22 protein-coding genes are annotated in these 20,176 nt (G+C 68.5%); 3 read left to right on the forward strand and 19 right to left on the reverse strand.

Annotation, left to right across the window (positions count from 1 at the left end; translation table 11 throughout):
• Positions 1–28: 28 nt before the first annotated feature.
• From hemB to RHA1_RS10025, 6 genes are all read right to left on the reverse strand, one after another.
• On the reverse strand, positions 29–1,003 hold the full coding sequence (hemB, locus tag RHA1_RS10000) for a porphobilinogen synthase (protein ID WP_029539323.1): 975 nt from the start codon (positions 1,001–1,003) through the stop codon (positions 29–31).
• A 78-nt stretch (positions 1,004–1,081) separates the two neighbouring features.
• Positions 1,082–2,647, reverse strand: coding sequence for a bifunctional uroporphyrinogen-III C-methyltransferase/uroporphyrinogen-III synthase (locus RHA1_RS10005; RefSeq protein ID WP_005251986.1), 1,566 nt, complete (start codon positions 2,645–2,647; stop codon positions 1,082–1,084).
• A gap of 75 nt (positions 2,648–2,722) precedes the next feature.
• On the reverse strand, positions 2,723–3,688 hold the full coding sequence (hemC, locus tag RHA1_RS10010; protein WP_007300748.1) for a hydroxymethylbilane synthase: 966 nt from the start codon (positions 3,686–3,688) through the stop codon (positions 2,723–2,725).
• Positions 3,685–5,124 (reverse strand): glutamyl-tRNA reductase, encoded by a 1,440-nt coding sequence (locus RHA1_RS10015; RefSeq protein ID WP_011594902.1) that lies wholly within the window; start codon positions 5,122–5,124, stop codon positions 3,685–3,687. Before RHA1_RS10015 ends, hemC begins: the two co-directional genes overlap by 4 nt.
• On the reverse strand, positions 5,121–5,975 hold the full coding sequence (locus tag RHA1_RS10020) for a redox-sensing transcriptional repressor Rex (RefSeq protein WP_029539322.1): 855 nt from the start codon (positions 5,973–5,975) through the stop codon (positions 5,121–5,123). The genes RHA1_RS10015 and RHA1_RS10020 overlap by 4 nt, the downstream gene beginning before the upstream one ends.
• Before the next feature lie 140 nt (positions 5,976–6,115).
• Positions 6,116–6,376 carry a glutaredoxin family protein gene (locus RHA1_RS10025; protein ID WP_011594904.1) on the reverse strand — a complete coding sequence of 87 codons (261 nt, stop codon included), beginning with the start codon at positions 6,374–6,376 and terminating at the stop codon, positions 6,116–6,118.
• 178 nt (positions 6,377–6,554) lie between these two features.
• On the opposite strand from RHA1_RS10025, the gene RHA1_RS10030 reads away from it, so the two are divergent.
• On the forward strand, positions 6,555–7,541 hold the full coding sequence (locus RHA1_RS10030) for an HAD family hydrolase (protein ID WP_009474735.1): 987 nt from the start codon (positions 6,555–6,557) through the stop codon (positions 7,539–7,541).
• Positions 7,542–7,561: 20 nt separating this feature from the next.
• On the opposite strand, the gene RHA1_RS10035 is transcribed toward RHA1_RS10030, so the two are convergent.
• The 10 genes from RHA1_RS10035 to RHA1_RS10075 form a co-directional block, all read right to left on the reverse strand.
• Entirely contained in the window at positions 7,562–8,581 is a 1,020-nt protein-coding gene (locus RHA1_RS10035) for a lysophospholipid acyltransferase family protein (RefSeq protein ID WP_016882763.1), read from the reverse strand.
• Positions 8,578–9,621 (reverse strand): NAD-dependent epimerase/dehydratase family protein, encoded by a 1,044-nt coding sequence (locus RHA1_RS10040; protein WP_009474737.1) that lies wholly within the window; start codon positions 9,619–9,621, stop codon positions 8,578–8,580. The genes RHA1_RS10035 and RHA1_RS10040 overlap by 4 nt, the downstream gene beginning before the upstream one ends.
• A 199-nt stretch (positions 9,622–9,820) precedes the next feature.
• Complete coding sequence (locus tag RHA1_RS45885; RefSeq protein ID WP_003402602.1) at positions 9,821–9,922, reverse strand: 30S ribosomal protein bS22; 102 nt, start codon at positions 9,920–9,922, stop codon at positions 9,821–9,823.
• 220 nt (positions 9,923–10,142) lie between these two features.
• Entirely contained in the window at positions 10,143–10,379 is a 237-nt protein-coding gene (locus RHA1_RS10045) for a helix-turn-helix domain-containing protein (RefSeq protein WP_011594908.1), read from the reverse strand.
• 125 nt (positions 10,380–10,504) lie between these two features.
• Positions 10,505–11,320 (reverse strand): pyrroline-5-carboxylate reductase, encoded by an 816-nt coding sequence (gene proC / locus RHA1_RS10050; protein WP_009474738.1) that lies wholly within the window; start codon positions 11,318–11,320, stop codon positions 10,505–10,507.
• Between the two features lie 36 nt (positions 11,321–11,356).
• On the reverse strand, positions 11,357–12,199 hold the full coding sequence (locus tag RHA1_RS10055) for a thioesterase family protein (RefSeq protein ID WP_016882762.1): 843 nt from the start codon (positions 12,197–12,199) through the stop codon (positions 11,357–11,359).
• Positions 12,196–12,831 (reverse strand): MerR family transcriptional regulator, encoded by a 636-nt coding sequence (locus tag RHA1_RS10060; RefSeq protein ID WP_009474740.1) that lies wholly within the window; start codon positions 12,829–12,831, stop codon positions 12,196–12,198. The genes RHA1_RS10055 and RHA1_RS10060 overlap by 4 nt, the downstream gene beginning before the upstream one ends.
• Positions 12,832–12,939: 108 nt before the next feature.
• Positions 12,940–13,881: a sugar phosphate isomerase/epimerase family protein gene (locus RHA1_RS10065; protein WP_011594910.1), complete on the reverse strand. Its 942-nt coding sequence runs from the start codon at positions 13,879–13,881 to the stop codon at positions 12,940–12,942.
• 7 nt (positions 13,882–13,888) lie between these two features.
• Complete coding sequence (locus RHA1_RS10070; protein ID WP_011594911.1) at positions 13,889–15,130, reverse strand: Rv0497 family membrane protein; 1,242 nt, start codon at positions 15,128–15,130, stop codon at positions 13,889–13,891.
• Entirely contained in the window at positions 15,127–16,080 is a 954-nt protein-coding gene (locus RHA1_RS10075; protein WP_009474743.1) for a Ppx/GppA family phosphatase, read from the reverse strand. The genes RHA1_RS10070 and RHA1_RS10075 overlap by 4 nt, the downstream gene beginning before the upstream one ends.
• A gap of 66 nt (positions 16,081–16,146) precedes the next feature.
• On the opposite strand from RHA1_RS10075, the gene RHA1_RS10080 reads away from it, so the two are divergent.
• Positions 16,147–16,932, forward strand: a complete 786-nt coding sequence (locus tag RHA1_RS10080) for a DUF3109 family protein (RefSeq protein ID WP_009474744.1) — start codon at positions 16,147–16,149, stop codon at positions 16,930–16,932.
• 69 nt (positions 16,933–17,001) lie between these two features.
• Complete coding sequence (locus RHA1_RS10085; protein WP_011594912.1) at positions 17,002–17,337, forward strand: hypothetical protein; 336 nt, start codon at positions 17,002–17,004, stop codon at positions 17,335–17,337.
• Positions 17,338–17,373: 36 nt separating this feature from the next.
• Here the strand turns inward: RHA1_RS10085 and RHA1_RS10090 are convergent, their stop codons facing one another.
• The 3 genes from RHA1_RS10090 to RHA1_RS10100 form a co-directional block, all read right to left on the reverse strand.
• Entirely contained in the window at positions 17,374–18,063 is a 690-nt protein-coding gene (locus tag RHA1_RS10090) for a winged helix-turn-helix domain-containing protein (RefSeq protein WP_005251956.1), read from the reverse strand.
• Positions 18,060–19,253, reverse strand: coding sequence for a sensor histidine kinase (locus tag RHA1_RS10095; protein WP_009474746.1), 1,194 nt, complete (start codon positions 19,251–19,253; stop codon positions 18,060–18,062). Before RHA1_RS10095 ends, RHA1_RS10090 begins: the two co-directional genes overlap by 4 nt.
• Positions 19,254–19,402: 149 nt before the next feature.
• Positions 19,403–20,158, reverse strand: a complete 756-nt coding sequence (locus RHA1_RS10100) for a phosphoglyceromutase (RefSeq protein ID WP_009474747.1) — start codon at positions 20,156–20,158, stop codon at positions 19,403–19,405.
• Positions 20,159–20,176: the final 18 nt, after the last annotated feature.

The following is a 20,176-nucleotide window of genomic DNA, read 5'->3' on the forward strand; positions in this document are numbered from 1 at the left end:
GGCACTACCGTATCCGCCGACGAGACGATCACAACCAGCCGGCCGCTTCGGTCGCCCAGTACGTCAGCACGACGTCCGCGCCTGCGCGGCGGATACTGGTCAGCGATTCGAGGATCGCGGCGTCCCGGTCGATCCAGCCGTTCTGCGCGGCGGCCGTGATCATCGAGTACTCGCCCGAGATCTGATACGCCGCAACGGGGACGGGAGAGCGGTCCGCCGTCTCACGCAGGACGTCCAGGTAGGACATCGCCGGCTTCACCATCACCATGTCGGCGCCCTCGTCGATGTCGAGGTCCACCTCCCGCAGCGATTCCCGGCGATTGGCCGAATCCTGTTGATAGGTACGGCGATCACCCTGCAACGACGAACCGACGGCTTCCCGGAACGGGCCGTAGAACGCCGACGCGTACTTCGCCGAGTACGCGAGCTGCCCGACGTCGGTGTAGTCCGCGTCGTCGAGGGCCTTGCGGATGGCGGCGACCTGGCCGTCCATCATTCCGCTCGGACCGAGCAGATGCGCACCGGCCTCGGCCTGCGCGACCGCCATCTCGACGTACCGCTGCAGCGTGAGGTCGTTGTCGACAGCACCGCTCTCGTCGAGAACGCCGCAGTGACCATGGTCGGTGAACTCGTCCAGGCAGGTGTCCGCCATGATCACCGTCGCATCGCCGACTTCGTCTGCGAGCCAGCGCAATCCGCGGTTCAGGATACCGTCCGGGTCTGACGCGCCGGACCCCTCGGCGTCCTTGTCGTCGGGACGGGGCACCCCGAAGAGCATGAGTCCACCGAGTCCCGCCTCGACCGCTTCCGTCGCCGCCCGACGCAGCGAGTCGGGCGTGTGCTGGAAGACGCCGGGCATCGACGAGATCTCACGAGGCTCGTCGATACCGTCCGCCACGAACATCGGCAACACGAGATGCCGTGGCTCGAGCGAAGTCTCGGCGACGAGACGACGCAGGGCCGGTGTCCGGCGGAGCCGTCGCGGCCGGTGGGTCGGGAACAAGGACATGCCCTCCTTCGTCGGGCCCGTGAGGGGTTGAGGAGTGTCTGGACTCCTCAACCACTCACGGGCGCGTAGCGCCTATCGCCGAGCGCGGGACTTCTTGCGCGGCGGGGGCAGTGCGCCCTCGGCACGCAGGCGCGCGGCGTGCTCGGCGAGAGCCTCCACCAGCGGGCCGACCTGAGCGGTCTCCGGCTGCACGTCCACGCGCAGGCCGAACTCGATGGCCGTCTCGGCGGTCTTCGGACCGATGCAGGCGACGAGGGTGCGCGCGTGCGGCTTTCCGGCGATGCCGACGAGGTTGCGGACGGTCGAGGACGAGGTGAAGCAGACGGCGTCGAACCCACCGGTCTTGATCATCTCGCGGGTCTCGGCCGGCGGCGGCGCGGCCCGGACGGTGCGGTATGCGGTGACGTCGTCGATTTCCCAGCCACGTTCGCGCAGGCCCTCGGCCAGCGTCTCGGTGGCGATGTCGGCGCGGGGCAGCAGAACGCGGTTGACCGGGTCGAACACGTCGTCGTAGGGGGCGAACTCGGCCAGCAGGCCTTCGCTCGACTGCTCACCGGAGGGCACGAGTTCGGGGTTGATTCCGAACGAGCGGACCTTGGCGGCCGTGGCCTCGCCGATGCAGGCGATCTTGACGCCGGAGAACGCGCGGGCGTCGAGCCCGAATTCCTCGAACTTCTCCCACACCGCACGCACCGCGTTGGTGGAGGTGAAGACCACCCACTGGTAGCGGCCGTCGACGAGGCCCTTGACGGACCGTTCCATCTGCGCCGGGCTGCGGGGCGGCTCGACGGCGATGGTGGGCACCTCGATCGGGATGGCGCCGTGCGTGACGAGGCGGTCGCTCATCTCGCCTGCCTGATCCTTGGTGCGCGGCACCAGGACCTTCCAGCCGTACAGTGCGCGCGACTCCCACCAGGACATCTTGTTGCGCTGGGCGACGACCTTGCCGACCGTCACGACCAGCGAACCGACCAGTTCGGAACCGGCCTCGTTCAGGGTCGCGAGCGTGGCCTCGACGGTGCGCTGCTGCCGGGTGGTGCCGCGGACCGTGATGGCGGCCGGGGTCTGCGGAGCCAGGCCGTGCTCGACGAGGGCGCTCGCCGTCTCGGCGAGGTGACCCGACGTGGCGTGCAGGACCAGCGGTCCGGGTGCGGCGGCCAGGGCGGCCCAGTCGACCTCGCCGCGGACGTCGGCCTCGGTGTGCCCCGATCCCAGTGCCATACCGGCGTAGGAGGGGACGGCGGACGCGGACGGCAGGCCCGGCAGGACCTCGAACTGCACCTGGGTACGGGCGACGGCGGTGACCTCGGCGATCACGGAGTCGGTGGTCAGCGGGTCGCCGGACACCAGACGCACGACGTCGTGGCCGTTCCTCGCCTCGTGGACGAGGGTCTTCGCTACCTCCGCCGGCTCACCCAGCGCGGGACGGACCTCGGCGAGCGGCTCACCGGTCTCGGCGTCGACGCCCAGGTCGGTGCCCACCAGGACCGTGACGCCCTTGTCGACGTCGGGGTCGGTGAAGGCGAGGGTTGCTGCGGCAAGGACGTCCCGTGCGTGCACGGTGAGCAGTGCCGGATCGCCCGGTCCGGATCCCACGAACAGGATTCGTCCGGGGGTGTTCTTACGGACTCGGCTCATCGGTAATTCTCCAGTGCGATCATGTGTCGAGATGGGTACAGGAAGCGGATCGGCCGATCAGTCGGCCTTCGCACATCAAACATCGGCATCACCGGCCTCGGTGACATTCATCAGCTCCCGCGCACCGAGCTCGAGAAGCTCACGCGCGACGGAGCGGCCGAGTTCTTCGGCGTTCTCCGGGGAGCCCACGGCCCCCGTGCGTATGACGTCGGAACCGTCGATGGCTGCGGCGCAGCCCCGGACGGACAGTTCGTCGAAGATGCGGCCGTCGTCGTCGAGTGATTCGACGACCTCGGCGATGGCGCCGACGGGCGCGGTGCAGCCGGCCTCGAGCTCGGCGAGCAGTGCGCGTTCCGCGGTGACGGCGGCGCGGCTGTTCGGGTCGTCGAGCTCCGACAGGATCGCGACGAGTGCCGTGTTCGCGGACAGGCATTCGACGGCGAGCGCGCCCTGTGCGGGTGCGGGCAGCATCTGGACCGGTTCGATGGACTCGGTGATCAGGTCCAGACGTCCGATCCGCGCCAGGCCCGCGCGGGCCAGGACGACGGCGTCGAGTTCGCCGGACTCGACCTTGCCGAGGCGCCGCTGCAGGTTGCCGCGCAGCGGACGGATGTCGAGGCCGAGGCCCAGCGCCCGGAGCTGCGACGTGCGCCGCGGTGCGGACGTGCCGACCTTCGAACCGGCGGGCAGTTCACCGAGGACCAGTCCGTCGCGGGCCACGAGCGCGTCGCGGGGATCCTCGCGCGGCGGAATGGCGGCGATGGTGAACCGTTCGTCGGGGGCGGTCGGCAGGTCCTTGTAGGAGTGGACGGCCACGTCGACGCGGCCGTCGGCGAGCGCTTCCCGGAGTTCGGCGGTGAAGACGCCGACGCCGATCTTCTCCACCGATTCCATGGACTGGTCGCCCTTGGTCTTGATGATGACGAGCTCGGCGTCGTGTCCGGCCGAGATCAGTGCGTCGCGCACGGTCCCGGCCTGGGTGGTCGCGAGCTCACTCCCACGGGTTCCGATCCGCAGCGTACGGGTGCCGACGGCGCTCATGCCTGCGATTCCTTCCCATGGTTGTCGTCTGTGACGAAGCGGCGCAGGCGCGGGTCCTGGCCGGCGATGAAACCGTCCGTGATGTCGATGGCGCTCAGGTCGGTGGCGCCGCCGAGGTCGGTGGGCTTGGCGACGGCCTCGACGGATCCGGGGCTGAGTTCGAACAGCTCGCGCAGGGCGGCGGCGTAGGAGTCGCCACCGGGTGCGGAGGCGAGCTGCTTCACCCGGACGGTGGGCGCGTGGAGGAGCTTGTCGACCACTCGCCGCACGGTGCGTGCGACCTCGTCGCGCTCGGGGTCGTCGAGTCCGGGCAGACGCGAATCCAGTCGCATCAACTCCGCCTCGACCACGTCCGCAGCGCGCTGGCGCAGGGCGGTGACGGTCGGCGTGACCTCCGCCAGCCGCTGGCCGGCGAGGTAGTTGGCGAGTTCGGCGGCGACGATCGTCCGGGCGGCGTCGGCGTCGGATGCGGCGGCGCCTGCGGCGGGATCGCGCTGCAGCGATTCCATGTCGAGGACGGTGACCCCGGGCAGACCCGACACTGCGGGCTCGACGTCGCGGGGCAGACCGAGGTCGCAGATGACGAGGGGGCGTTCGGCGTCGCGGCCGGGCTGTGCCAGCGCGCGGTGGGTGTCCGCGAGCGTGACGACGGCGCCGACCGCGCCGGTACAGGTCACGAGGACATCCGCCTGGGCCATCGCGGCCGGGAGTTCGCTCAGTTCGAGGGCTTCCGCCTCGACGCCGTTGGCCCGGGCCGTGTCGGCGAGGTGTTCCGCGCGCTCCTTGGTGCGGTTCACGACGACTATGCGGCCGATCCCGGCACGGGTGAGGTGTGCGACCGACAGGCCGCCCATGGATCCGGCACCGACCACGACGGCGGTGCGTCCGGTCAGTCCGCCGTCGCCGACGATGCCGGCGGCCCGGTCGAGGGCCACGGACACGACGGAGGCGCCCGCCGAATCGATGCCGGTCTCCGAATGCACCCGCTTGCCGACGCGCAGCGCCTGCTGGGCGAGTTCGTGCAGCGTGCGGCCCGCGGCCTGCTGCGCGTCGGACGACGCGTAGGCGGTCCTGATCTGCCCCAGGATCTGCTGCTCGCCGATCACCATCGAGTCGAGGCCGCTGGCCACGGCGAACAGGTGCTCCGCCGCAGCCTCGCTATAGCGCACGTACGCGTGCCGGTGCAGATCGGTGAGATCCAGTCCGGAATGGTCGGCGAGCAATTCGCCGACCTCGGCCAGCGCACCGTGGAACGCATCGACGACGGCGTAGATCTCCACCCGGTTGCAGGTGGAGACGATCATCGCCTCCGAGATGTGCGACGACGCCAGAAGCTTGTCCGTCAACTTCGGGCGATCGGTGTCGGTGACAGCCACCCGCTCGAGAACCGGCACCGGGGCCGTCCTGTGCGAGACCCCGACAAGCAGAACACTCACGGCGCGATCACTGATCCGTTTCTTGGTGCGGTGGACGGGACAGCCGAATGTCCGATGCGGACGCGGGGAGCGGTGGGGACCGACTCCGTATTGCGTGCGCTGTTGAACGAGAGGACCTGCATTTCGACCGCGAGGTCGACGCGGCGCATCTCGACGTGATCGGGGACGTCGAGCGAAGTCGGCGAGAAGCTGAGGATGCACCGCAGTCCGGCGCGCACCAGGCGGTCGGCGACTTCCTGCGCCGCCTCGTCGGGCGTCGAGATGACGCCGATGGTGGCCTCGAGTTCGGCGCAGGCCTGCTCGAGTTCGTCGACGTGCCGCACGGTGAGGTCGCCCACCGGCGCACCGACCCGCGCCGGGTCGCTGTCGAACAGACCGACCATGGAGAACCCGCGACGGCCGAAGCCGCCGTAGCCGGCGAGCGCCTGGCCGAGGTTTCCGACGCCGACGAGCACCACCTTGTGTCCGCGGTCCAGGCCGAGTGCGCGTTCGATGCGGGCCCGCAGGCGCGTCACGTCGTAGCCGACGCCGCGCACACCGTTCGGCCCCAGAAAGGAAAGGTCCTTGCGGAGCTTCGCGGAGCCGACACCGGAAGCGGCGGCGAGTTCCTCGCTCGAGACGATGATCGTGCCTCGTTCCGTCAGCACTCCGAGGACCCGCAGGTACGTCGCGAGGCGCGTCACCGTAGCCTGGGGGATGTCCCGCGATTCGGGGAGCGGAGCCGCGCCGGCGACCGAGGGGGCCGGAGAACCGACCATCGACTGCCCGACCGCCCCCGTGACGCCAGGGGCCACAGACCCATGCGTCTGGTGCGTTTCGGTCACGTCGTTGGCTCCTCGTCCGACCGGCATTCGATGCCGTTCTTCACGATGCTCCGGGGAATTGTTCACACCACGGTAACTGCTTGTGAACCCATGCACAAAGTCGCTGCGACTGCGCGACATGCGGTCCTACCTGCACGGCATCGGAAGATCCCACTTTTAGGGTTCCCTTACTTGCGTAAATCCGAGCGAAGGCGCTCTTCGTCGACCTCCCAGTAACTGTGCTCACGTCCGTCGAGCAATACCACCGGCAATCGGTCGCCGAATTCGGCCCGCAATTCGGGGTCCGTTGCCGCCACCTCGTCGACGTCTATGCACGTCAGTTCCAGCCCGAACTCCTCGCACAGAACCAGCAGCAGCTCGCGGGCCGGCGCGCACGCACCGCACCCCGCCCTCGTGAGAAGCGTCACCTCGTGTCCGCCCGTGCTCATCCTCGTCACTTCCTTTCGACGCCTCCGGTGGAGTCACTGTGCCGTTTCGGGGTCCGCAGACGCCAATCGGCTCCGAGATGAACGTCACACAGTTCCCTCAGCGCGGCCATCCACCCGCCCCGTCCCCGATTCGGGGGATAGGCTGCTCCCAGAGGCTTCTGCGATACGGGAGGTGCGAGTGCCTGCGCGATCACTACCGAACGGCACGGGTTTCGGTTCAGGTCTGGCGGGGATCATCCTCCCGGGCCGACGCCAGTTCAGGAATCCGCTGGGACCCAGCGAAGCCGAGGTACGTGCCAATGTCGCAGGTGAGGCGAGTGCCGATGCGGCCCTCGCACTCCAAGTCGCGTCCGGCGAGGAAACCGAGCTGGTGGAACACGACGTTCCCCTCGACCTCACGGCGGCCGCGTTCTTCGACGTCGACAACACGATGGTCCAGGGCGCCTCGATCATCCACTTCGCCCGCGGACTCGCCGCCCGCAAGTACCTGAAGACGTCCGACCTCGTCGACTTCGCGTGGAAGCAGATCAAGTTCCGCGTCACCGGCAAGGAGAGCAGCGACGACGTCGCCTCCGGCCGGGAGAAGGCCCTCTCGTTCGTCTCCGGACGGTCGACGGCCGAGCTCGCCCGGCTCGGTGAGGAGATCTACGACGAGGTGATCGCCGACAAGATCTGGCCCGGCACCCGCGCGCTGGCGCAGATGCATCTCGACGCCGGGCAGCAGGTGTGGCTGGTCACCGCGACCCCGGTGGAGCTGGCCCAGGTCATCGCGAAGCGCCTCGGCCTCACCGGTGCCCTCGGCACGGTGGCCGAGAGCGAGGACGGGATGTTCACGGGACGTCTGGTCGGCGACATCCTGCACGGCCTCGGCAAGGCGCACGCCGTGCGCGCCCTGGCCGTCCGCGAGGGGCTCAACCTCAAGCGCTGCACCGCGTACTCGGACAGCCACAACGACGTGCCGATGCTGTCGCTGGTCGGCACGGCCGTCGCGATCAACCCCGACACCGATCTGCGCGAGCTCGCCAAGAACCGGGGCTGGGAGATCCGAGACTTCCGGACCGGACGCAAGGCCGCCAAGATCGGCGTCCCCACGGCGCTGCTCCTCGGCGCTGCCGGCGGCGCACTCGCCGCGATCGTCGCGCGCCGCCGCGAACAGGCGGCTTGAGCCGCGCGGCGGTCAGCGATTCAGCCGAGGAACACGTTCCGGCGTTTCGCGAGGAGCCGGTACAGCGTCTGCTGGATGGTCTCCCGGACGTGGTCGGTGACCTCGAAGAGTTCCATCGGGTCGTCAGCCGCCGCCGCGTCGTAGGTGTCGGTGACGATCGGCTTGCCGAATTCGATGTACCACTTCGACGGCAGCGGGACGAGGCCGAGCGGTCCGAAGTGCGGGAACAGCGGGGTCACCGGGAAGTACGGCATTCCCAGCAGCCGGGCGAGCGTCCCGAGTTCGCCGATCTTCGGGTAGATCTCCTCGGATCCGACGATCGAGCACGGAATGATGGGCGCACCGGTCCGCATGGCGGCGGACACGAAGCCGCCGCGGCCGAACCTCTGCAGCTTGTAGCGTTCGCTGAACGGTTTGCCGATGCCCTTGAAACCTTCGGGGAACACGGCGGCGACCTCGCCGTCCTGCAGGAGGCGCACGGCGTCCGGGTGGCACGCGAGGGTGTGCCCGGCCTTGCGGGCGACCCCGCCGACCAGTGGCATCTCGAAGGCCAGGTCGGCGGCCAGCATCCGCAGCGGGCGATGCGCGGGGTGATGGTCGTGGACGGCGACGGACGTCATCAGACCGTCGATGGGCAGGACACCGGCATGGTTGGCGACCACCAGCGCGCCACCGGTCGACGGGATGTTCTCCAGACCGCTGACCTCGACGCGGAACCACTTGTCGAACAGTGGCCGCAGGATGGGGAGCCACACGTTCTCGGCGAAGTGCGGGTCGTAGCCGAAGTCGTCGACGTGATAGTCGCCCGACAGCCGGCGTCGCACGAACTCGGCGGTGTTGACGATCTGCTCGGCCAGGGCGTTGCGGACGGCGTCGACGGCCGAAGTCTCGGTGACGGGCTCGGGTGGGGTGATCACGGCGGGTGGAGGCATTGCGGACGGATGTCGGCTCTCGCTCTGCTCACGCCTCGAACGTCCGATAGCGGCCCCGCGCGCGGCTGTCGCACCGTGCAGCGGAATGACCTTCGCCACTTCGTTCACCTCTCCCCTTTCGCCGTGCCGGTAAGAGCGAGTAGTGCGTTTTCTGCTGCGTCGACCCATTCGTTCTTGATGATCGCCTTGACGCCTGCCGCGCGAGCGAAGTCGTCGAGCGCCTGCATCGAGGTCCACCGTGGCTCGAAGGATAGTTCGCTTCGCATGCGGGTGGTGTCGAGTCCGCAACCGAAGTGGAAGTACTCGAGTTGCTCGGTGGTGTACGACCGCATCACCGGACCCATCAGCGCACGTCCGACGTTGCGGAACAACCCGAACGGCATCGGGACCTCGATCCGCCCGGCGCGGCGGATGGCCTGGGACATCATGACCACGCCGTCGCCGGCGACGTTGAAGGTGCCCGCCGGGCCCGACACCGTGGCCCGTTCCAGTGCGGCGAGCGCGTCTTCCTCGTGTAGCACCTGCAGGCGTGCGTCGCGTCCGAGGATGGTCGGCACCACCGGTGAGGTGAGGTACTGCGCGACGGTCGCGTTGAGGCGGGGCCCGACCAGCGGTGCGAGGCGGAGAATCGACACGGCGATGTCGGGGCGCCTGCGCCCCATTCCCCGCAGATAACCCTCGATCTCGATGCAGTCCCGTGCGTAGGCGCCCGCGGGACGCCGCCGGGCGCTCATCTCCTCGGTGAACTTGGCGGGGTCCTTGGCGCTGCAGCCGTACACCACGGAGGCCGAGCGCAGCACTACCTTCCGGACGGTCGGCGCCTTCTGGCAGACGGCGAACAACTGCATCGCACCGATGACGTTCATGTCCTTCATGGCCGCGCGACTGCCCGATTTCGGCGGGCGCGCCAGCGTCGAGGCGTGCACGACGGTATCGACCTCGGCATTGCGAATGACCTTGCCGATCAAAGGATTCCGGATGTCGGCGCGCACGAACTCGGCGCGGCCCATGCGGCGCAACATGTCCTTGCTCGGCGAGACCGCGTCCACCGCGATGACCCGCTCGATGTCCGGATTCTGAGCGAGCCGGGTGACCAGGTACCCACCCAGAAACCTGCTTGCCCCAGTGACCAGCACGACGCGCGGCACCGCCGTCCGCGTAGTACTGTCTCCGTCACTCACAACCACTAGAACCCCCGATCACGTAGCGAGTGACGTCAACGATACGTGCAGGAGGGGGATGGCGCTCCGCACAACGACAATTGGTCGGTCGCCCACTACGCGGAGGGCGCCGTGGAAACGACGGATGCCCGCCACCGGAGGTGACGGGCATCCAGACGCAACTCTTTTACTTACCGAGTTTCCTGCGCTGCACTCGGGTGCGGCGAAGCAGCTTGCGGTGCTTCTTCTTCGACATGCGCTTGCGTCGCTTCTTGATCACTGAACCCATAGCGGGTGTCCCTCACGTTCTTCTCTAGCGTTCCTGCGCACGCCGGTCACGTACGCCTGCGCCGCTCTGGCGCCTGGGCCTCGTTTTAACTAGCTCAGCGCCTTACGACACCAGCTGGCTGGTACGACAGTCGCTAATCGTACCGGTGCGGGTCCGCTCTCTGAAAACTAGGTCGCACCGTTACCGGCGAAACCGAGATGACCCTCTTCGTGCCGATCGGTCAACCGGCGTCGAAGTACGAGGTTTCGAGGTAGTCGTGCACTGCTTTCGCATGCACTCTGAACGAGCGGCCCACACGGACGGCGGGCAGTTCGCCGCTGTGCACCAACCGATACACAGTCATCTTGGACACTCTCATCAGCGTCGCTACCTCGGCGACGGTGAGAAATTGCGTTCCGGCCAGGGCCGGTTGTCCGTCCGGGGCCGAGCCCCTGGACGGCTTTTTTGCAGACGTCATCAACCACTTACCTCCGGCACGTCTCGCGCCGCCGGCTTCCCCTCCGGCGGAACAGACACGCACGTGCTACTTCGAGCTTAGCGGGACGGATGGGGTTACTGCGACGGGTGTGGGCAATCGAATATTCATTCGGTCGACGTACCGAGTTCGGCGGAACGAATCTTCGCGGCTTCGAGAGCGTCGAAAAAGGCTGTTCGGAGCCCGTTTCCCTCCAGCCGGCGGATCGCGGCCGCGGTGGTTCCGCCGGGCGAGGTCACGGCGGCACGGAGTTCGGTCGCACTCTCCCCCGACCTGTCGAGCATCGCCGCGGAGCCGACCATGGTCTGCACGACCAGTTCGGAAGCGGTCGCCCGGGTCAGTCCCAGCCCGACGCCCGCGTCGATCATGGCCTCGGCGACCAGGAAGAAATAGGCAGGACCGGAGCCGGAGACGGCGGTGACGGCGTCGATCTGCGATTCGGGGACGACGACGACCTTGCCGACCGACGACAGGACGCCGCGCACCAGTTCGAGGTGCTCCTTCTTCACATGCCTGCCGGGGGCGAGCACACTGACGCCCTCACCGACCAGCATGGGCGTGTTGGGCATGACCCGGACCACCGGGAACCCGGCGGGCAGTCTCGTCTCGTAGAAGGCAGTGGGGATACCGGCAGCGAGCGACACGAGCAGCTGCTCGCGCTCGCCGTCGAGTTCCACCTTGGACACCTCGGTGAGCGCGGCCTCGACGTCGCCCGGCTTGACGGCGATCACGATGACGTCGGCGCCTTCCGCGGCGTCGGAGGGGGTGGTGACCCGCACCGCGTACGCCGCGGCCAGCTCGTCGGCGCGCGCCGGATGCTGCTCGGCCACCACCAGATCCTTGACGGCGTGACCTGCCTGCAGAAGCCCCGAGATGAGGGCCTCGCCGATCTTGCCGCCTCCGATTACCGCAATTCTCGTCATGCCGAACAGCCTGCCACGACGCTCCGCGGCGCCTTCCTAGCGGGGGATCATCGCCAACTGCCGGCTCTGCACGACGATCGCCCCGGTCGAGTCGAGCACGGTGTGATCCTCCTCGAACCACGCACCGCCGAGCACCGTGCTGCTGGCCATCACGCGCAGCCACCCCGGCGCCGGCTGCCTACGCAGGTACGTGGTCAGCTGCACCGTGGGCGCCCAGCCGAACATGCCGCGGTTCATCGTCACGGGGGCGCTGATGTCTCCGGTCATGATCGCGAACAGGGCCGCCGTGTCGGGATCGTCCTCGTCGCCCGCGCGCGGTCGCACCCACATGCGCACCTCGGGTTCGCCCTGGTTGCCGGTGAGGAAGTGCGCCGACGTCCCGTCCACCCGCATGTCGCAGCCCTGCGACACGTGAACGATCTTCGCCATCGGATGGTCGGCCGTGAGCACGACGGCGTCGGCGGGCGGTTCCACCGGGAGCTGGGACAGGGCGTGGTCTCCGCTGTACTGCGGCTCCCCGGCGTCGGGGACGCCGAGCGTGACCGACGCATGCACGGCGACGCGGTCGCCCTGCTTCAGCTCCACGTCGACGAACGACACCTGCTTGCCCTGCTTGCGGACCGTCGTCGACAGCGTCACCTCGCCGGGGTCGGGAGCAGACAGGTAGTTGGCCCCGACCGCGAGGGGCTGCACCCGGGACAGCTCGGCGTCGCTGTTCTCGTCGAGCAGCCGCCTGCGGGCCGCGGCCGCGCACAGCGACATCATCGAGCCGCCGTGCACCTTGGGGCCGATCGTCCAGATCGGGTCGATCGATGCCTGATAGGTCCCGTCACCGGCAGCGGTGAGGACGTTGAGGTCGCGGAAGGGAGTTGAGCTCACTGCTGATCCTGTTCTTCGGGGTTCCGGAGGCGCTTCTGCGCGACGTCCTGGTGTGCGAGCCGGCGCATCGCGGCGATCACCGGCTCGTAGATGGCGGTGCCGAGCACCGCGTAGCGGATCGCGTCCTCGGCCGATTCGGTGGGCATGAGCCCGATGTCGATCTCGGCGATCCCGCGCACGTGCCGACCGTAGGCGTCGAGCCGCTCCTCGGTCATCGGGATGCCGGCCTCTTCGAGCCCCTCGAGCGCACGTTCGAGCTGGCCGACCGCGACGTACCGCGGGTCGTACACCTGCCCGAGCCTGTCGAGGACTGCGCGTGCCCGCGGGAACTCGTCCCCGTCGTCGACGGCGGCGTCGAGGTAGGGCGGGAGTTGCGCGATGGCCTCGCCGAGCACCTCGAACAGCGAGCCGTCGGGATGGTCGACGAGCCGGAGGATCTCCCGGATGCGCGGAATCGGGAGTCCGGCCCCGGCCAGCGCCTTGACGAGGCCGAGTCGCTCGACGTGCTTCTCGCCGTACCGGGCCTGGGTGGCGCTCGTCGCCTCGCCGGGCATCAGCAGACCTTCGCGCAGGTAGTACTTCACCGTCGCGAGCGGAACGCCGGTACGGGCGACCAACTCGGAAACGCGCACGGCCCCTCCTTCGGCTCATCGACTCTCGACCTCGGATACCCCAGCACTAGATACTAAGACTATCCAATATGGCGACGAGCTTACCGCAGCAGGAAGGCGGCAGAGTTGTCAGGTGTCGTCGTGATCGCCACCGGAATGGCTGCGGGGCGACCCCGAGGCAGCGCGGCCCGGCTCGAGGTGCTCACGGGCGAAGGCCAGCGCCTGCGCCAGCATCGACGACCGTTCCCGCTGCGTCCGGGCGTTCTGAGTGTTGATCTCGATCACCGCCTGCCCGTCGAATCCGGTGTCGACGAGATGACGGCACAACTGCGCGCAGGGCTGGGCACCGTGACCGGGGATGAGGTGCTCGTCCATCGACGCGCCCCGGCCGTCGGCGAGGTGGAGATGCGCGAGGCCCTCCCCCATGCGCTCCGCCAGCTTCATGGCATCCATGCCGGCCGTGGCCGTGTGCGACAGATCGAGGGTGTAGTGGGCGTGTCCCGAATCGGTGGGGTCGTAGGACGGGCTGAACGCCGACAGCGCCGCCCCCGGTCCGCCCCGCCTCCGGAGCCGCTGTGCGGATCGCTCCTTGCTGCCGAAGAAGCCGTCCGCGCGCATGGGAAACATGTTCTCCACCGCGACGATCACGTCGCTGCGCTGCTCCAGGTCGGCCACCTGATCGGCGAAACCCTCCGCGTACCGGCGCTGCCAGCGGAACGGGGGATGCACCACGACACTCGTCGCCCCGAGCGACTCGGCGGTGCGGACGGAACGCTCCAGCTTCGCGACCGGATCGGCGCCCCACACCCGCTGCGAGATGAGCAGGCACGGCGCGTGGATCGCCTGAACCGGAATCGCGTACCTGCGCACCAGCCCGGCCACGGCCCCGACGTCCTGGCTGACCGATTCGGCCCACACCATCAGTTCGACGCCGTCGTATCCCAGATCGGCTGCGTACCGGAACGCCGCCTCCGTGTTCTCCGGGTACACCGAGGCCGTCGACAGGCCCACCAGTACCTTCCGCCCGCGCGGTGACCGTCGAACCTGCCCGTGCCCACTGTCCCCGACCATGAGCAACTCAGCCCGACGCAAGCATGAAGGCTAACGGCCCCAGAGTGACGATCATCCCGACCACGACGGCGATCACGAAACTGGTGATGTCGTCGGTGCGACGAAGGACGCGGACCATCGCGACCAGGCCCACGATGACGAGCAGGGCCAGGATCAGCGCGACCCACGGAAATACGTCCCACAGCTTCTCGAAGCCCTTGAAGAGCAGGGCCCCGGCGATGACGGCTACGACGCCCTGACCGATGAGGACGGCCCACTCCCGGGTGGAGTTCTCGCCTGCCTCGTCCTTCTTGCCTGCCTTCTCCGCTTTCGCGGCCTCGGCCTTCTCGGCCTTCGCCTCCTTGCGGGAACGGCGAGGGCTCTCGGGCTTCTGCGTGTCGCCCTCGTGCTTCTCCGTGTCCCCGGCGTCGGTGGCGGCCTCGATGAGTTCCGTCTCCTCGCCCGCGTTCGCCGCGTCTGCGTCCCGGGACTGCCGCATCAGGTCGCCGGCCAGCGTCGAGCCGGACAGCAGTGCGGGTTCCGGCTTCGCCGTGGCGGGAGCGCCGGGCTTCGGCGTCTTCACGAACGTCGACGCGGCGTTCGTCGGCGCGGCGGGACCCGCCTTCGCGGGGGTTCCGGTTTTCGCCGGTGCCTCGGTTTTCGCCGGTGCCTCGGTTTTCGCCGGTGCCTCGGGCTTGGCGGGCGCGTCGGACTTCGCCGCCGGTTCGGCCTTGGCCGGGGTGTCGGGCTTCGGCGCCGGCTTCACGCGGGGAACGGCGACGGTCGGGGCGGGCTCCGGCTTCTTCACGACCGGGGCGGCCACGGTGGGCGCCGGTGCGGGCGCGGCGGCCTCGGGCGCCTGCCGTTCCTTCTGGACGGATCGGCTGACCCAGGTTCCCTGGTGATCACGCGACGTCCCACCCGACACCACTCCGCGGCCGCGGCCGGCGGGGCGACTGGCGATGGGCTCGTCGTCATCGTCGTCGTCGACGGGAGCCTTGAACGCTGCGGTGCGCTCGTCGGCGCGCGCGGACGGCGCCGCCGGTGCGGACGCGCGGGGCGGCTCGGGCGCGGCAGGTTCCGGTTCGGGTTCGGGTTCGAGTGCCCGCGAATCGGATGGATCCCGGACCACCGGAATTTCACCGGTCAACTCGGCAACGGAGATTCCCCCCTTGACGCCGCGACGACGCCGCCCGCCCCGGGACTCCACCTGCTGCCCGTTGCGTTTGAGCAGCTCTGACACAGAGATCTGCTGACTGTCCTCGGTCATCGAGCACCCACCATCAATTCACCGCCCATTTCCGTATCGAGCTTGCGGAGGATCAAACCCTCACGCAGAGCCCAGGGGCAGATTTCCAGTTCCTCCACGCCCAGTGCTCTCATGCTGGCCTCCGCAACGAGTGCTCCGGCCACGATCTGCTGCGACCTGTCGGAGCTCACCCCTTCCAATTCTGCACGGTCCGAGGCCGTCATCCGCGAAATGAAAGCTATGAGTTGCCTGAGACCGCTGGCGGTGAGGGTGCGCTTGACCCGCGGGCCGGCGCCGGACGGCGCCGCGCCCGTCAGCCGGGCCAGCGAGCGGAAAGTCTTGGACGTGCCGACGGCCCGATCCCACTGCCCCGCCGCGCGCAGTTCCTTCGACGGGACGGTCAGTTCGGCGTCCAGCCAATCCCTCAGCACCGCCACGCGGCGCTTGCCCGGCGGGTCGGCCTCGAGCCAGTCCCGGGTGAGCCGTCCCGCGCCGAGTTGCAGCGACAGCGCCACGTCCGGGTCCTCGTCGCCGCCCGTCGTCAGCTCGAGGGATCCGCCGCCGATGTCGAGGTTCAGGATGCGGCCCGCGCTCCACCCGAACCAGCGGCGCACGGCGAGGAAAGTCAGCCGGGCCTCGTCGACACCCGACAGAACCTCGAGCGTCACCCCGGTCTCGGCGTGTACCCGCTCGAGCACGGCGTCCGAATTGTTGGCGTCGCGCACGGCGGACGTGGCGAAGGCCATCAGCTCACCGCACCCCGACGTCTTCGCGATGCTGGCGAAGTCTGCCACCGTCGAGACCAGGCGATCCGCACCCTGGGAGGTGATGTCGCCCCGGTCGTCGGTGTTCTCCGCCAACCGCAGAGTCGACTTGGTCGAACTCATCGGTGTGGGGTGGCCGCCCCTGTGGGCGTCCACTACGAGAAGATGGACGGTGTTGCTTCCGACGTCGAGTACCCCTAGTCGCACATTGACACGGTACTGGGTCTACCGTCGGGCTTTGTGACAGCACGTAAAGCAGGGCGTTCACACAAGATGACACCCAGCCCGGAAGTACCCCTCGACTTCGCTCGCGAATGGGTCGAATTTCCCGATCCCGACAACAGCGAGCACATCATCGCCGCGGACATGACATGGTTGCTCTCCCACTGGACCTGCGTGTTCGGCACCCCCGCCTGCCAGGGCATCATCGGCGACCGGCCGGACGACGGCTGCTGCTCCCACGGCGCGTTCCTCTCCGACGAGGAGGACCTGGAGAAGCTGAACACGTCAGTGAAGATGCTCACACCCGAGGACTGGCAGTTCATGGAGAAGGGTCTCGGCAAGAAGGGTTACGTCGAGGAGGACGACCTCGAGGACGAGCCCGCGCTGCGCACCCGCCGCTACCACGGCGCCTGCATCTTCCTGAACCGTCCCGGCTTCGAGGGCGGCGTCGGGTGTGCGCTCCACTCGATGGCCCTCAAACGCGGGATCGAGCCTCTCGAGGTCAAGCCCGACGTGTGCTGGCAGCTCCCGATCCGCCGCACCCAGGAGTGGGTGGAACGCCCGGACGGCGAGCAGATCCTCAAGACCACCATCAGCGAGTACGACCGGCGCGGCTGGGGCGAGGGCGGCTCCGACCTGGACTGGTACTGCTCCGGCTCCCCCGACGCCCACGTCGGCGTCAAGGCCGTCTGGCAGTCGTACGCACCCGAGCTGACGGAACTGCTCGGCAAGGCGGCGTACTCGGAGTTGGCGAAGATGTGCAAGCGCAGGGCCGGTCTCGGCCTCGTCGCCGTGCACCCCGCCACCGCGGCCGCTCAGCGGAAGGCCGCCGAGTAACGCACCAGACCCATCGGTCGATTTACCCGTCACGGCCCCATTCCGGGCACAGCCATGACGGGAGAGATCATGTTCGCTCGAATTCTGACAGGTGCCCTGTTGACCGCCGCCGCGACGCTCGCCCTCGCGCCGGCCGCGTCCGCCCAGCCGACCCCGGATTGGAACACCTTCTACGACAAGACGGCGAACTTCGTCGCACCGTTCGATCCGGGTGCCTTTGGTGACAAGGGTGACCGGGCGCTCGTGCTGAGCCCGTACGGCACCGGCCGGGTCATCGAGTGCAAGGGCGACGGACACTATGTCGCGGTCTACTGCAGGCAGTTCGACGACCAGGGTCGCGAGCACGCCCTCACGCAGGTGATCTCGGCGCCGTTCCGCGGTGTGTACGTGTACAACCCGTTCTGACGAATTCGTCTGCAACTGTGGCGGATCGGCGTCCGCTCACGCCTCCAGTTTGTAGCCGAGGCCGCGGACGGTGACGAGGTGTTCCGGCTTGGCGGGGTCGGTCTCGATCTTCGAGCGCAGACGCTTGACGTGCACGTCGAGGGTCTTGGTGTCGCCGACGTAGTCCGCCCCCCACACCCGGTCGATCAGCTGCCCGCGGGTGAGCACCCGTCCCGAGTTCCGAAGCAGGTACTCGAGGAGGTCGAACTCCTTGAGCGGCAGCGTGACGGCCTCGCCGTTCACCTGGACCACGTGCCGTTCGACGTCCATCCGGACCGGTCCCGCCTCGAGGACGGCCGAGTCCTGCGCGACGTCGAGTTCGCTGTCGACGCCGCGGCGCAGCACCGCGCGGATGCGGGCGATCAGTTCCCGCGCCGAGTACGGCTTGGTCACGTAGTCGTCGGCGCCGAGTTCGAGTCCCACCACCTTGTCGATCTCGCTGTCCCGTGCCGTCACCATGATGACGGGGACACCGGAGCGGCTGCGGAGTTGCTTGCAGACGTCCGTGCCGCTCATGCCGGGCAGCATGAGGTCGAGGAGGACGATGTCGGCACCGGCCCGGTCGAACTCGGCGAGCGCGGACGGTCCGTCGCCGACGATCGTCGTCTCGAACCCTTCCTTACGTAACAGGAATGCCAATGGGTCGGCCAGTGACTCCTCGTCTTCCACGATCAGCACACTTGTCATCGCTTGGCCTCCATACCGGTTTCTCTCTTCCCGACGTTTCCGCTCTCGGCGTCCACTGTCTCGATGTGTGCAGGAATCTGCAGGGTAAACGTCGAACCTGTTCCGGGCTTGCTCCACAGGTCGATGGATCCGTTGTGGTTGGCGGCCACGTGTTTGACGATCGCGAGACCGAGTCCCGTTCCGCCGGTCGCGCGGGCGCGCGCCTTGTCGACGCGGAAGAAACGTTCGAACACGCGCTCCTGGTCGGCCTTGGCGATGCCTTCGCCGCGGTCGGTCACCGAGATCGCCACGTTGTCGCCGCGGATCGACCGGCTCACCGACACCGGGGCGCCCTTCGGGGAATAGGCGATCGCATTCTGGACCAGATTGGACAGGGCGGTGACGAGCAGGGCGCGGTCGCCGAGCACCTCGTAGCCGCTGCTGTGGTCCGTGGTGACGGCGATCCCGGCGGCTTCCGCGGAGATCTTGCAGCGCTGCAGCGCCTCGTCCACCACCTCGTCGACGGAGACGGCCTCGAGGTCGGGCAGTTTCTCGGCGCCCTGCAGCCGCGACAGGGCGATCAGTTCGGTGACCATCTTGCCGAGCCGGACGGATTCACTGAGCACGCGTTCGCCGAAGTGCCGGACCGACTCGGGGTCGTCCGCCGATTCGAGGAGCGCCTCCGCCAGCAGACCCATCGCGCCGACCGGGGTCTTGAGTTCGTGGCTGACGTTGGCGACGAAGTCGCGGCGGGTCGCCTCCATCCGCACCTGCTCGGAGTCGTCGTCGGCGAACAGGACCACGAAGTTGTGGTCTTCCTTGCTGAGCAGACGTGCGGTGCCGCGCACCGCGATCCGATCCCGTCCCCGCTGCGGGTTCTTGGTACTCAGGTCGACCTCGACGGGTTCGCCGGTTTCGAGGACCCGGAGTGCCGCCACCCACGCACGGTCGTCGACGAGCCGGTTCCGCACCAGGCCCAGCTCCTCCGCCCGGGGGTTGAACAGGACGACGTCGTGGAACTGGTCGACCACGGCGATGCCGCTCTCGGATGCCAGGACGATCAGGTCGAGCACCTGCGACATCGTGAGCCCGGACTTCTCTTCCATCCGCTGCGCCTGCCGGGTGGACAGCATGGGGATCAGCACGCCACCGACGAGGTAACCGACGAAGCCGCCCACGATGGCAAGCAAGACGGCTTGAACAACACTCACGCCTGAATCGTACGTTCGCGCGGCGGTCCGGTTACGCAGGGTCCAGGCATTTCCGCGCACGTCACACGCGGGAACCGGAGTCTTCGTCCGCAGTTAACCTGCCGTTGGCCGGACGTCCCGCGAACGGGACGTCCGGCCGGACGCACGAGTTACTTCCCGCCCTGGTTCGCGACCGCGGCGGCACCCGCGGCGGCGGCCTCGGGGTCGAGGTACGTGCCACCGGGGTTGAGCGGCTTCAGGTTCTCGTCCAGGTCGTAGCGCAGCGGGATGCCCGTCGGGATGTTCAGGCCCGCGATGTCCTCGTCGGAGATTCCGTCGAGGTGCTTGACGAGGGCGCGCAACGAGTTGCCGTGCGCGGTGATCAGCACGGTCTTGCCGGCCTTCAGGTCGGCGGAGATCGTGTCCTCCCAGTACGGGATCAGGCGGACGACGACGTCCTTCAGGCACTCCGTCAGCGGGACCTTGTCGAGGTTCGCGTAGCGGGGATCGGTGTCCTGGCTGTATTCGCTGCCTGCCTCGATCGGCGGCGGCGGGGTGTCGTAGCTGCGGCGCCACAGCATGAACTGCTCGTCGCCGTACTTCTCCTTGACCTGCGCCTTGTTGCGCCCCTGCAGGGCGCCGTAGTGACGCTCGTTGAGACGCCAGTCGCGGATGACGGGAATCCAGTGCCGGTCGGCGGTGTCGAGCGCGATGTTGGCGGTGCTGATCGCGCGGCGCAGCAGCGACGTGTACAGCACGTCGGGGAGCAGATTGTGCTCGAGCAGCAATTCGCCGGCGCGCTTGCCCTCGGCGATGCCCTTATCGGTCAGGTGGACGTCCACCCAGCCGGTGAACAAGTTGAGCGCATTCCATTCGCTCTCGCCGTGGCGGAGCAGCACAAGGGTTCCGGTACTCATGCCGTTCATCCTGGCATGCCTCCCGGA

Source organism: Rhodococcus jostii RHA1, from assembly GCF_000014565.1.
Classification (GTDB): Bacteria; Actinomycetota; Actinomycetes; order Mycobacteriales; family Mycobacteriaceae; genus Rhodococcus_F; species Rhodococcus_F jostii_A.